Source organism: Tardiphaga sp. 285_C5_N1_2 (genome assembly GCF_052076065.1).
GTDB lineage: Bacteria > Pseudomonadota > Alphaproteobacteria > Rhizobiales > Xanthobacteraceae > Tardiphaga > Tardiphaga robiniae.
Genome location: NZ_CP197241.1, coordinates 2,975,734 through 2,989,242, shown reverse-complemented (window position 1 = coordinate 2,989,242; position 13,509 = coordinate 2,975,734). Strand labels below are relative to the sequence as shown.

Annotated in this window: 8 protein-coding genes; 3 read left to right on the top strand and 5 right to left on the bottom strand. The window is 58.4% G+C overall.

Annotation, left to right across the window (positions count from 1 at the left end):
- Positions 1-182: 182 nt before the first annotated feature.
- On the bottom strand, positions 183-1,091 hold the full coding sequence (locus tag AB7951_RS14270) for a LysR family transcriptional regulator (protein ID WP_439088644.1): 909 nt from the start codon (positions 1,089-1,091) through the stop codon (positions 183-185).
- Positions 1,092-1,337: 246 nt separating this feature from the next.
- On the opposite strand from AB7951_RS14270, the gene AB7951_RS14265 reads away from it, so the two are divergent.
- The 3 genes from AB7951_RS14265 to AB7951_RS14255 all read left to right on the top strand — a co-directional run bounded on the left by AB7951_RS14265 (position 1,338) and on the right by AB7951_RS14255 (position 6,671).
- Positions 1,338-2,039, top strand: coding sequence for a gamma-glutamylcyclotransferase (locus tag AB7951_RS14265; RefSeq protein WP_439088643.1), 702 nt, complete (start codon positions 1,338-1,340; stop codon positions 2,037-2,039).
- Between the two features lie 295 nt (positions 2,040-2,334).
- Positions 2,335-3,507: an efflux RND transporter periplasmic adaptor subunit gene (locus tag AB7951_RS14260; RefSeq protein ID WP_439088642.1), complete on the top strand. Its 1,173-nt coding sequence runs from the start codon at positions 2,335-2,337 to the stop codon at positions 3,505-3,507.
- Positions 3,504-6,671 carry a multidrug efflux RND transporter permease subunit gene (locus AB7951_RS14255; RefSeq protein WP_441255854.1) on the top strand — a complete coding sequence of 1,056 codons (3,168 nt, stop codon included), beginning with the start codon at positions 3,504-3,506 and terminating at the stop codon, positions 6,669-6,671. The genes AB7951_RS14260 and AB7951_RS14255 overlap by 4 nt, the downstream gene beginning before the upstream one ends.
- An 834-nt stretch (positions 6,672-7,505) precedes the next feature.
- Here AB7951_RS14255 and AB7951_RS14250 read toward each other — a convergent pair.
- The 4 genes from AB7951_RS14250 to AB7951_RS14235 form a co-directional block, all read right to left on the bottom strand.
- On the bottom strand, positions 7,506-8,474 hold the full coding sequence (locus tag AB7951_RS14250; RefSeq protein ID WP_439088640.1) for a DUF808 domain-containing protein: 969 nt from the start codon (positions 8,472-8,474) through the stop codon (positions 7,506-7,508).
- A 1,430-nt stretch (positions 8,475-9,904) separates the two neighbouring features.
- Entirely contained in the window at positions 9,905-10,564 is a 660-nt protein-coding gene (locus AB7951_RS14245; protein WP_439088639.1) for a response regulator, read from the bottom strand.
- Positions 10,565-10,735: 171 nt separating this feature from the next.
- Entirely contained in the window at positions 10,736-12,133 is a 1,398-nt protein-coding gene (locus AB7951_RS14240) for a sensor histidine kinase (protein ID WP_441255853.1), read from the bottom strand.
- 732 nt (positions 12,134-12,865) lie between these two features.
- A complete protein-coding gene (locus AB7951_RS14235; RefSeq protein ID WP_441255852.1) occupies positions 12,866-13,507 on the bottom strand; it encodes a hypothetical protein in 642 nt (213 codons plus the stop codon).
- Positions 13,508-13,509 lie beyond the last annotated feature (2 nt).

Sequence of the window (13,509 nt, the reverse complement as noted above, 5' to 3'; positions counted from 1 at the left end):
TCGCGTCAAAGAGAGCGGGCCGCTAATGCGAGTCGGCGGTCCGCTTTTCACTTGGAATTTCAAGAATTGATCGAGGTCAGATAGCGAGCTGAATTGGTCGTCCACGCGAGCGATAATCGTTCACCCAGAATGAGGATGATCGGGAACATGCGGTGAGGTTCGCCTCGACCACCCGGCGACGATCAAGGCATCGGCTTTTTAAAGAACTCAACCAGCGCATCTAGCACTACACGGGTCTTGGGCGGCATGCGCCGACCCGCAGGGATCAGAGCGTGTATCGGCGGTCCCTCGACGTCTGCTTGGGGCAACACGTGCTGCAGTTCACCGGATTCGACGTGAGGAGCGGCAACGCGGTCGAAGATTTGCGCGATGCCCATGCCTGCAATCGCTGCATCGATGAAGGCGCGCCCATCACTGGTGATGACGCTTGCAGGCGGAGCAGTCTGGAAGGTGCGCGTACCATCGCTCAGCGTCCACGGCCTAGTCTTTCCGTTGCCGGCGCGGAAGATAATGGCTTCGTGATCGGAAAAATTATCGGCCGACGCGATCAATGCGTGCCGGTCAAGATAGTCGGACGAAGCGTACAGCGCGAGTTTGACATCGCACAATTTCCTGACGGTCATCTCGCCTTCGGCAGGAAGCATGCCCGCACGGACGACAATGTCCCAGCCGTCCTTGACGGGGTCCGACTGTCTATCGCTCAGGTTCAGTTCGACGGAGACCTTCGGATGCTGCAGGCGAACGCGGTGCAAGGTTGGAAGTAGCAGACGGCCGAAGCCGATCGGAATATCCAATCGGACACGGCCGACCGGCTCGTCACGTCGCGCGGAAAGGGCGGTCTCGGCCTCGTTAAGTCCATCCAGGGCGCTGCGTGCCGCCTCAAGATAGATTTCTCCATCCTCGGTGAGCCTGACAGCCCGGGTTGTCCGCTGCAGGAGCCGGGCGCCGAGACGCGCCTCCAACCTCTGCACCGCTTTGCCGACGTTGGATTTACTGGTGCCGAGTTGCTCCGCGGCACGGGTGAAGCTCGCGTGCTGTGCGACCGCAACGAATGTCGCGATGTCGTGGATCGGCAGTTCGTTGACTGACATTTGTTACCTGAATGGATATAATTGATCGGTTTTCTCAATATTATATCCCGCGGTTGTTCATTCAAGGCTCGTTTTTTAGGATCGAGGGCCGATAATTGTTCCCATCGACCGCAATTATCTCAATTCACAAGAGAATTCGAGAAATTGCTAATTGTCTCCATTGCGGAGCCAAACTGTCTCCCGGAGCACCGTTTATCTCAGGTGTTTCCTCCGCTCATATCGAGACCTGACACGAAAGGGATCGCTGTGAAGAAGCCAGACCTCACCCGGGAGATGATCGAGGCCGGTGCCGTCGATGCAATAATCGCCAAGGATGCGCCCACGCTTCGAATCCTGTCTCAGGCGGAGCGCGAGGCGTCGTTACTCCTGACGCTGGCTGCCAAGCCGCGGGAAAGCGTCTGGCTATTCGGTTATGGCTCCCTGATCTGGAATCCATCGGTCAATTTCGTAGAGCGTCGCGTTGCGCGGGTGACTGGGTGGCACCGCGCCTTCTGCTTGGCCACTCCTGCCGGTCGCGGTTCGGCCGATAACCCCGGTCTCGTGCTCGGACTCGATGAAGGCGGCGACTGCGAAGGCGTCGCCTTCCGGATCACCGGTGCCGCTGTCGATGCCGAACTGGCGATGCTCTGGAAACGCGAGATGGTGTCCGGGGCTTATGTGCCGCGCTGGCTTGGCCTCCGGGACCGTGAGGGCAAGGAATTTGGCTGCGGGATCGCGTTCACGATCGATCGCGGCAGCAGCCAATACGACGGACTTCTCAGCCAGGAGCAGATGGTCCGTAGGCTCGCAACAGCGTCTGGCGCACTAGGTAGCTCGGCAGATTACCTGTTCCGGACATGCGAGGGATTGCGGTCGCACGGCATCCACGATCCCGAACTCGAATTGCTGCAGGCTGAGGTCGCAGCCGTGCAGTCGTTCGAGCAAAAGAATCCAGGTCCGATTGGCTGACTGATGCGACTGTATCCGAACGAGAGACACTCTGGCGCGTTTCGCGCGGTTTATCTTTCCATGGCGGTGGCTAGGTTCAGAACTGTCGAGAAGAGAGAACTTCCATGAAGGCATGCACCGCCAAGTTCGTTCGCGGACCCTGATCATAAACGGCACCGGTCAATGAGCCGACGGGCCTGTCCTTGAAGGTCGTCGCTTCCGGAACGGAAACTCTCTCAATCCAAACCGACAGAACACAAGCCGACGCTGCAAAGCGCCGAACCCTGCTGCTCGCCCATTTTTAGGAACTTCGAACATGACCTACGGACGCACCCTGACATCGCTGGCAACGGTCAGCATCGTGGCAATGATGCTCGCCGCGTGCAGTCCCAACGTAGCAGCACCGGTTGCCGATCCATCCGTCTCGGCCTCGACGCCGCTGGTGAAGGAAGTGACCGGTTGGGACACATTCACCGGCCGCCTGGAAGCGGTGGACACGGTTGCAGTCCGCCCGCGCGTGAGCGGCTACGTCGAGCGTGTCGCCTTCAAGGATGGCGATTACGTCCAGAAGGGCGACCTCCTGTTTGTCATCGACCAGCGCCCGTATGAGGCGACGGCGCAGCAGGCCCAAGGCCAACTCGCTCAGGCGAAAGCTCAGCTTGCGCTGGCCAATAAGGAATTGGCTCGCGCGAGGTCGCTGATCACCACGCAGGCGATCGCGACGAACGTTTTGGACCAGCGCACGGAGAACCAGCAGGGCGCCGAGGCTGCGGTAGACGTTGCATCCGCTGCGCTGGCACGTGCGAAGCTCGACCTTGATTTTACGCAGGTCCGTGCGCCAATCGCCGGACGCATCAGCCGAAAACTGGTCAGCGAGGGCAATCTCGTCGCGGGCGGCGATGCCAATGCCACGCTGCTGACGACCATCGTCTCTCTCGACACCATCGACGCCTATTTCGACATCGACGAGCAGAGCTACCTTCGCTACGGCCGCGCGGGCAAGGAAAGCAACCAGACAGTCGCATTTGCATCAGGAGGCGAAGTCGTGATGGCGTTGCCGGGCGACAAGACTCCGACCTTCAGTGGCAAGCTGAATTTCTCAGAGAACCGCCTCGACGCTTCGACCGGTACTCTGCGCCTGCGGGCGCGTATCGCAAATCCCGGCCACGTGCTCACGCCAGGTCAGTTCGTCCGTGTGTCGCTCGCCGCAGAGCCCGCTCATCAAGCCGTCCTGGTGCCAGCCTCTGCCGTTGCCAGTGATTCATCGCAGCAGGCGCTTTACGTCGTCGGCAGCGACGACCGCGTGACCGTCCGGAATGTCGAACTCGGCCGCATGTTCGGCAGAATGCGCGAAGTCATTCGGGGGCTGGAGCCCACCGACCGCGTCGTCGTGTCAGGACTGCAGCGCGTGACGGCGGGCGCCAAGGTCACCGTGCGCATGGAAGCCATCAAGCCAGAACAATTCGCATCAAAAGGAGACGTGCTGTGAACCTCGGAGAACTCTCTGTACGGCAACCGATCTTCGCGATCGTGCTGTCCATCGTCACCGTCATCATCGGCGGCGTTGCATACTTCACGCTACCCGTAACGGAATATCCGGACGTGGTCCCGCCGACGGTCGTGGTCTCGACCATGTATCCCGGCGCCTCCGCGCAGACCGTCGCCGACACCATGGCGACGCCGATCGAGCAGGAGGTCAACGGCGTCGAGGACATGCTGTACATGTACAGCCAGGCCACTTCCGACGGCGGCCTGAACCTGACGGTGACCTTCAAACAGGGCACGAACCTCGACAAGGCTCAGGTTCTCGTTCAGAACCGCGTCGCACTCGCCGTGCCAAGATTGCCTCAGCCGGTTCAGCGGAACGGCATCTCGGTGAAGAAGTCTTCACCGACCATCCTGAGCGGCGTGTTCTTGTATTCACCCGATGGCAGCTATGACCAGCTATACGTTTCGAATTACGCTCTGCGCGCTGTCGTGGACGTGCTCAAGCGCATTGACGGTGTCGGTGACATCCAGCTCTTCGGCGTTCGCGAATATTCCATGCGCGTCTGGCTCGATCCGGATCGCGCCGCGTCGTTTGGCATCACGCCTGCCGACATCACCAAGGCGATCAACGCCCAGAGCACCCAGGTTGCCGGGGGCGTCGTGGCGGAGCCGCCCGTGACCGACCAGGCCTTCCAATCGACCCTGATCTTCGAGGGCCGGATGAAGAAGCCTGCCGAGTTCGGCAACGTCATCGTCAAGGCTGTAGACGGCGGGCATATCGTTCGCCTGAAGGATATCGCGCGGGTCGAACTCGGGGCGTTGACCTATTCCACCGGCGGCTACCTCGGTGAGAAGCCCGCGGTCGCGCTGGCCATGCTGCAGCGACCGGGCGCGAACGCGCTGGCGACGCAGGACGCGATCGCCAAGACAATGGCCGAGCTTTCCAAAGACTTCCCGAAGGGCATTGCCTATGATATCGGCTATAATCCGACGGGCTTCATCGCGGACAGCATCCACGAACTGGTGAAGACCATCTATGAGGCGATGGTGTTGGTCGTCATCGTGGTCGTGATCTTCCTGCAGGGATGGCGCCCATCGATCATCCCGATCCTGGCTATTCCAGTCTCGTTGGTCGGCACTATGGCAGTGATGGCGGCGTTCGGGTTCTCGATCAACAATCTCAGCCTGTTCGGCTTGGTACTGGCCGTCGGCGTCGTGGTCGATGATGCCATCGTCGTCGTCGAAAACGTCGAGCGACACCTGTCGGAAGGCAAAACCGCACGGGAAGCGACCTTGCTGACGATGCGCGAGGTCGGTGGTGCGCTGGTCGCCATCGCATTGGTGCTGGCATCGGTCTTCGTGCCAACGGCGTTCGTGCCGGGACTGTCCGGCCAGTTCTTCCGTCAGTTCGGCATCACCATCGCGGTGGCCACGGTGATCTCGCTCTTCAACTCCTTCACCCTGTCACCCGCGCTCGCGTCCATGATGCTGAAGCGTCATGCGAAACATGGCGGAGGAGGGCGCCTGCAGCGTCTCGGATCGAAGGCTGCAGACCGGTTCAATATCGGCTTCGAAAAGCTTTCGAAGGCGTACGGCTCGCTGGTGATCCATCTGGTGTGCCATTCGAAGGTGATGCTTGCCGTCTATGCGGTGCTGCTCGCTGCGACCGTATATCTACTGATCGAAAGTCCGAAGGGTTACATTCCCGCCCAGGATCGCGGCTACATCATCGCGATCCCGCAGCTTCCCGCTGGGTCTTCGCTCGAGCGCACGACCGAGATCGCCAAGGAAGTCGGGCGCATCGCGCTCGAGATCCCGGGAGTCTCGCATCTGCCGACCTTCGCTGGATTCTCCGGAGCCACCCAGACGATCTCGTCAAGTTCGGCGGCCGCCTATGTCGTGCTGAAGCCTTTCGAGGAGCGCATGAAGCACGGTCAGACTGCAGCCTGGATCCAGGCTGAACTGACCAAGCGCGTGGCCTCAATCGACGGTGCGAACATCCTGATCGTCCAGCCGCCCCCGGTATCGGGCATCGGCAGTGCAGGGGGCTTCTCGCTGAGGCTTGAGGACCGCACCGGGGTCGGCACAGCCGTGCTCGCCAAGGCCACCAACGATCTTGTCGCCGCTGCAAACGCCACCCCCGGTCTCGTCGGCATCTACACGACGTTCTCGGCAGGAACGCCGCAAACCAAGGTTGAGCTGGATCGTGAACGCGCCGAGATGCTGGGCGTCCAAAGCCAGGACGTGAATGCGGCGATCGAGACCTATTTCGGCTCGAGCTACATCAACGACTTCAACATGTACGGTCGAACCTATCACGTCACCGCGCAGGCCGATCTCTCGTTCCGGAAGCGTGCTGAAGACCTCACGCGGATCAAGGTCAAGAATGCGGCGGGCGACATGGTGCCGCTCGGCAACGTGGCCACCCTGGTCGATACCTTCGGTGCCGATCGCGTGCCGCGGTACAATCTCTATCCGGCGACGGAAGTGAACGGAGATACGCTGCCCGGTGTGGGCGCTGCATACGGTGTCGCCAAGATGGAGGAGCTTGCCAAGCAAATCCTGCCGTCCGGCATCGGCTTTGAGTGGACTGACCTGAGCTACCAGCAGACAACGACAGGCAATATGGGTCTCCTGATTTTCCCGCTGTCCGTCGTGTTCGTGTACCTCGTCCTGGCAGCGCAGTACGCAAGTTGGAGCCTGCCGCTCTCGATTTTGCTGATTGTGCCCATGTGTCTGCTGTCGGGTTCGGCTGGCGTCCGAATGCTAGGCGGGGACATCAACATCCTGACGCAGATCGGCTTCATCGTCCTCGTCGGCCTGGCCGCCAAGAACGCGATCCTGATCGTCGAGGTCGCCCGTCAGCTCGAAGATGCTGGCAACGGCATGGTGAAGGCTGTTGTGAAAGCCGCGAGGCTTCGCCTCCGTCCGATCCTGATGACATCCTTCGCGTTCATTCTGGGCGTCCTGCCGCTCGTCACGTCGTCCGGCCCGGGTGCCGAGATGCGGCAGGCGATGGGCATCGCGGTCTTCTTCGGAATGCTGGGCGTGACACTGTTTGGCTTGGTGTTTACGCCGGTGTTTTACGTCGTCGTACGACGTGCGTTCGGTGTTAAGAAACTGCACGCCAAATCCTCTGTTCAGACGCACGCCGCGGCGGTCTGACGATTGGGTTGCGCCCATCCGCCGTGTCCCGGCGGGTGGGCGCTCTGTCGTTTGCTGGCGCTAAACGTCGCGAAGGCGTCACAAGGCACTTCCGCGAATACTTGAGCGCGCTTCCATCACGTCCTCAAGAACTCAGTGTCATGGACCGTAATTTATCTGGAGCCTGACCGTGAAGACTTCTTGCGCTGTCGGGCGTCGACCATGTCTTGAACAGTCGCTGATAGGCAGTCCGCGTTGTCGCAATACACTCCAAGCCACGACAGAAAGAACAGCAGATCCCATAATAGCGGCGGCGACGTTGGCGACGAGCGACCCGTATCTGAATGCGGGAATGATCGGGCCACCCAAGGCGCCTAATAGGGCGGCCAATGCGACGTGGGGCCAAGGCCTGAGCTTCATATCTAAGTTTGCACGAAATCCCATACTTTGGCCCTTATTTCTATCCGAATTAACAACACGTCAGGCGAGGCAATTGTCCATTCTCTGCGCGAGAGCGTGTAGGTTTAGCGCGATTTAGCGTCCGGCAAATATTTTAAGGGATCATTACGATTGAGCTCTCTCTTCAGTTCATAGTGCTCCCGCATTTGCTGTCGTTGCTGAGCTGTTCGAGAGAGATTCAAACTCCAATACCCGACTGCCGAAACAGCAGCCAACACCCCCGTCAAAATCAGAATGATCTCGGTCCGTGATAGCCCTCCGTTGTTCAACTCGATGTGCCTTCTATCTTTCTCAGCCGCTGTGTGGATGAACCAACACTTCGGGCATTCATATGAGTAAATAGACCATTCAATGCGCGTGCGGATGCGTTGGCTGACGTTGCCGTTCTGAAGGGGGTCATCTGAGCCGGGCCCAGAGCGGCGCTATGATGTAATGGGCTCCGGGTAGCAGTGCCGCGCCGAGCAGCAGGCCTACCACGCCTGACCCAGCCGCGGTCGCAGTCCAGATTGCGGCGCCGGCGATCGCCGGCAGGGCACGTGCTGCCAGTGCCGCGGCAGATGCGATCAGGTGTTCGATGCCCGTCAGCCCGTATTCGGCAAGGCCGTGGACGATAATGCCGCCGCCGACCCAGATCATCGCCGCGGTTCCGACGCCGCCGAGCACGCGCAGGAAGTACGGCATGCCGCGCACCAGCGCGCGTCCGAAAGCGGCCTTGATCCGCCCCCACGGCGACGCTGTATCGCCCTTTGCCAGGGCTAGGCCGATATCATCAGCCTTCACGATCAGCGCGACGCCGCCATAGACCATCACCGTAATGCCGATCGCCACCAGAGCGAGCACCACTGCGCGAATGACGAAAGGCCCCGGCGGTATCGCCGCCAGTGTGATGGCCATGATTTCCGCCGACAGGATGAAGTCCGTCTTGATCGCGCTGGCGACCTTGTCATCTTCCATGGTTTGAGGCTCGGCTGCCGGCGTCCGAACTTGATTGGCGTCAGCCGCATGGTGGGGGAGGACCGCTTCGACCACCTTCTCGGTGCCTTCGAAGCAGAGATAGGCACCACCGATCATCAGCAGCGGCGTGATGGCCCATGGCGCAAAAAGACTCATCAAAAGTGCCGCCGGCAGTAGAAACAACAGCTTGTTGCGCAGCGAGCCGACCGCGATCTTCTTGACGATCGGCAATTCGCGCGCGGCGTTGAAGCCCGTCACGTAACGAGGAGTAACCGCGGCATCGTCGATCACCACGCCCGCCGCTTTCGCGCCGGCCTTAGCGGCCTGTCCGGCAACGTCGTCGACCGAAGCTGCAGCCACTTTCGCAAGGCTGGCAATATCGTCGAGCAGCGCGATCAGTCCAACGCTCATACAGACTCCGGATCTTTAAGCCGCAGCGCGGCAAGCTCGTCATCGCAAGCCAATAAACGCGGCAAGATTAATGGAAATGAAGTAAGCGCGCCAACAATGATGAGATGGCAACTCGCTCCGACCTTCTCGCCTGCGGCCCGTGCTTCGCATTTGTTCCGGATGCCTCAAGTTCCTCATCGGTCAGATGTTCAATGCCGATGACGAATTGTGAGCGGCGCTGTTCGGCTGAGTGACGCCGCAGCGGATCGTCCGAAGCACGAATTGGCTCGCCGACGTGGTCGAGCTCGACAAAGCGGATTCGTGCTGAAGGAAGGTACCGCCAGTGCGCTATTCGTTTACGAGGACCTCATAGTCGCCTGGCTCAATGTCTATGCTCTTCGACCCATTTTCAATCGGTGGCGGAAGCAGTCTGGAATCCAGCCATTTGACCCGATGGCGGGGAGGCGTCACGGGAAAACGGTCAGGAGCGTGGAGGCCGTTTTGGAAAAACGACCTGATCAGTTTTACGGATCTTGACGTGCGGCCCCCGATCAAGCCATCGATTCAGCAGAGCGTTCAAACGAACGGGGCGAAGAAGGCTCCGGCAAGCCCCAGCCAGCCTTGGGGTTGAATAATAGACACAAGAAGAAGCGCTGATGCGAGACTGCGCGAATCAACCAATAGCTTTCGCGTTCTAAAATGGTGTCGCTCAAGATTGGTTACGCGACGCTCGGGGCGAACTAGTCTCGTTCAACACGATTGTGTTGAGGGCGGGTGTCGTCACAGGGGGCCCTGCGGTACTCGACGAGCAGCACCCGAACGGAGATCTGCTTTGGCGCAATTACGTCGGCTGGGGCAGTGTCTTTCGTCGGCCATCCGGCTTCAGGTCCTCGCGCACTATCGCAATCAGATGGCGCCGTCTAATCTGCCCACCACCCTTCCGGACGTACCCGGGCGGTAGGTCACAGACGTGATCCACGGAACGTCTTGCGATGACTTTGGCGATCCATGACCGCTTTTGATGCGGAGGCGCACGGGGGAAGCAGGACTTGGTGGCTTCTTGAAGTTTTTTGTTATGCCGGGGCGGCTCGCGTCAATGCGAACCTCCGTCATTTTCTCCGCTGGTCGTCGACCTCTTTTCATTATCGGCTCAGTGCTCAGTTCGTTCGCTCCTGAGCACGAGCATAATAGCTGGCTGTCGCTTCCTTCCCGACCAGGGGTTTGGTCTCGAAGGTCAAGACGTACATGGGAGCGTGCAGAACGGCTAAGCGGCTCCCTGACTTTCGGCGCGTCGCGGCCGGGCGAGGGACCGGGGGACGTTACGAAGCAGAAGTCGCCGATTGACTAGCGAGCTCGACAACGAGGTTCGCGTGTTATTTCTCCTCGCTTATGGTCGCTGTTTCAGCGCCTTGTGTCGACAACTTTGGGCTATCGTCTCGACCCCATGCGCACTAGTGAACAGCTGCCCCGCCTCGCTCATCCAGCTTTTGGGCCGCAATGACAACTTCTAGGCGATTTCGAACGTGAAGCTTCTGCATCAGCAGCGTCATGTAGTGTTTCACAGTCTTCTCGCTAATGCGGATCGTAAGCGCGATTTCCTTGTTCGTTTTTCCATGAAGGAGGAGGCGAACGATTTGCTGCTCGCGAATGCTCAGTTTCACGGCTTCGGCAGCCCGACGCCGTAATGATGTATCTCGCAAGGCGGCAATGACGCGGCTGGCAAAATGTTGTGTGATGTAGGTTTCGCCGGAATGCGCAGCTGTGATGGCGTCGATGAGCTCGCGTGAGCTACTGCCTTTCAATACATAGCCGGTGGCGCCGGAGTCGAGTGCACGTATTGCTGAATCGACACCCGTCGCCGCGGTGAAGGCTATAACCTTTGTCGAAGGCGAAGCGCAAATAGCTGCCGACATTGCAGTATAAATATCGCCCGGCATATTCAGGTCGACGACGATGACCTGCGGCGTGTTTCGTGTGCAAATATCGACCACATCATTCGCACATATGCCTGTAGCAACGACGTCAAATCTACCGGACCGCAGAAGCAGTGACGATATCGCCTCAATCATTAATGGATGATCATCCACCAAAGCGACGGACATTAAACTCATTACAAGCCCCACAAATCGCTGAGGAATTTTAAATCAAGCAAGACTAATATGTACAAATACGCATGCTAGTGTGCATGAACAATGAGCTAAACTGTGCACGCTTTAGAGGCGTTGTAAATGTCAAATTTAACTTAGCGTTAAGCTCCGCGCTGGCTGATTATACGTTGCTATTTAAGGTTGCGCGGGGGTCGATATTTTTGATATTGGAAGCGTTACGGTCACTGTCATACGGTCATCTTGCGGTTCCACGAAGAAGCTGCCGCCAAGCGCCGTCACTCTCCTGCGAAGGCCCAACAGCCCGAGCCGCGCGCCTCTGCCAGACGAAGGTTTCGTGCTGAATTCGGTGATCCCGCTGTTGCCCACAATGATCGTCACAGACGATGCATCCCGGAACGCTGTCACATGTTGGTCCTGGCCGTCTCCATGCGCATATGCGTTGTTCAGACATTCCTGAACCACACGAAACACGCATACTTGAAGTGACTGTTCTGGACGGAAAGATAATGAATCGATGTCGCATGTCACATTGGTCGCCGTGTTTCGTTCGTGGCGCCACACTGCGAGCTGAACTGTCTCGGCGCAGGTGAGCCCGTCAAGCTCAGGCAACACGAGGCCGGTTGAGATGTCGCGCAGTTCTTTGAGGATATTGGAAGTGAGGTCTATAACGTTCGTCAACAATACACGTGTCGCGTTCGGATTTGTGTCAGCAAGTTCGCTCAATTTAAGTGCCAAAACGCTGGCGAGTTGAATGGGACCATCGTGAAGATCTTGTCCGATTTCTCCTAACAGGCGTTCGTTGGAGTGCATGGCGGCAAGTTGTACGGCTTCGGAAGTGCGGCGCAACTGATCATTCTGCGCTGCAAGTGCTTGAGCCTCGTCAATTCTTTTTTGAAGCGAGAGCCGCTGACCCGAAACAACGGCATTGGCGCGCCATACCGTCACAAACAGTATGATCATCATGGGGGCGGTAACGGCGCCGACAATGCTGGCTGTGGTCACCCTCATCGTCTGTAGTTCGGCGGTGAAGCGCGCTCCACTATTGTATACTTCTCCGACTGCAATGATGTCGCGACTTCCCGTCGCATAGATTGGTGCGTAAATCTCGATCAACGGTCGTTCGAATGGCTGTTCTGTCTGATGTTCTGCATCGTCCGTATCCGCAAATCCGCCAAAAGCCTTACCGACAAACGCCGCATCCCGTTCGGCAGATGGAAATTTCTGCCCGATGAGCCGCTTGTCGGTTGCATAAGCCAACGTACCATCTCGTAACCAGACCTTTAGCGCCTTAGTGCGCTCACCGATGGTTGTCTTAAGCAGATTGTCCAGTGTTAGTGCCGTGCTGGAAGTTAGCGTCGAGGACGTTGCCAGCTCTTGTAGGGAGGGGCCAAGGAATACGTCGACTAGAATCGCGCCTTCCTCGGCTGCCGTTTCCATCATGCTCGTCTCAAGCTGGCGCGAGATGAAGTAAGCGAGCATCGTCATGGAAATGACGATCGTCAGCGTGGCGGCAATGAAGAATTGTCGAAAGAGGCTTGATTTGTGACCGATATCGAGTCGGTGCCAGATCATTTCGAGGTTCCGCTTTGGAGAATAATCGAGTTAATGAAATCGCATTTGATGTCCTGATAGGCAGAATGAGAAATCGACGGGTGGTGCCGGATAAAGCCGGATTTTTTGCATTTTTTTGAAAGCGATAACTAAGCGAAAGCATCACGATTGAAACTGTCGCATCTATCCTTCCGCCGGACCGCGAGCTATTCCGCAATGCTAGCTCGCCGATGGTCGGCTCCGATACAAATTTAAATACAGATCATTGGGCGGACGCACGGATCCAAAACGCGTTTTCCTGCACCCAAGACCATTGAATGTTCTCCCGGTACCGACACAAGGTCGTCAGACCAAGGTCCTATCGTGATTGGTCTTCAGTCCGAGTGCTGCTCGGACCTTGTCCCCTAAGCAATTGAACAGGCCGACCCTAGCGTGGATCTGACGCCAGAGGGGCCAGCCATGACCACCAGCTTCATTGTGAACTCCGTTTGGACATAGAAATTTGTCGGACGGAATAGTCGCAGACGGGCTCAAGGGTGAAACGACTTACATAGGGAGAGCATAATGGCCAATTATATCAAGAGCGATCTGGAATTCATTCTAGAGCAGATCAAGATCGCCGAGAAGCACGCCGCCTATGTTGCCAACCCGGATGATCCGAACGCTGCCCCGCTCTATGGTGTAGGGGATGCCGGTCAGATTGGCTCGGTTCCCGCCTATACGCTGAGCCTTGGGCTGCGCACCGTCGACGGTTCATACAACAACCTGTTGCCGGGCCAGGAACATTGGGGCGCGGCCGATCTGCCATTCCCAGAATTGCTCGATCCGGTGTTTCGGCCGGCCCAAACCATCCCGCCCGGCTTCGGCCCCCCAGTGCCGACCAACTACAATCCCTCCAACAATCCTGGTTCGATGGTCTTCGACTCCAGTCTGCGCACAATCTCCAACTTGATCGTCGACCAGACCCTGGGCAATCCGGCAGCCATCATCAAGGGTTTGCAGGTTGGCGGTCTCGTGGCCGCGGACCTCGCCAACGTGGCCCTGGTGCAGGCCATTTACGACGTTTACAAGCCGGTCTCCAATGCGGAATACCAGTCGCGCGTTGTCATGGATAATGCCAAAGCAGCGGCAAACGCCCTCAGCGATGGCAATCCGGACACACCTCCGACACCCGCCGAGCAGACTGCGATAGATACGCTGGCAGCGGCGACTGCCGCGCACGATGTCGCGGTTGTCAATCTTGAAGCCGCGAGCATCGTTCGCGATGCGGCGCTTGAGCCGTTCGGAATCGTCATGGATGGCGATAACGTCAGAGTAACCAACGTGGCACCTGACGCAGGCCTGTCGGCTCCATTCAATTCTTGGTTCACCCTGTTCGGCCAGTTCTTCGATCACGG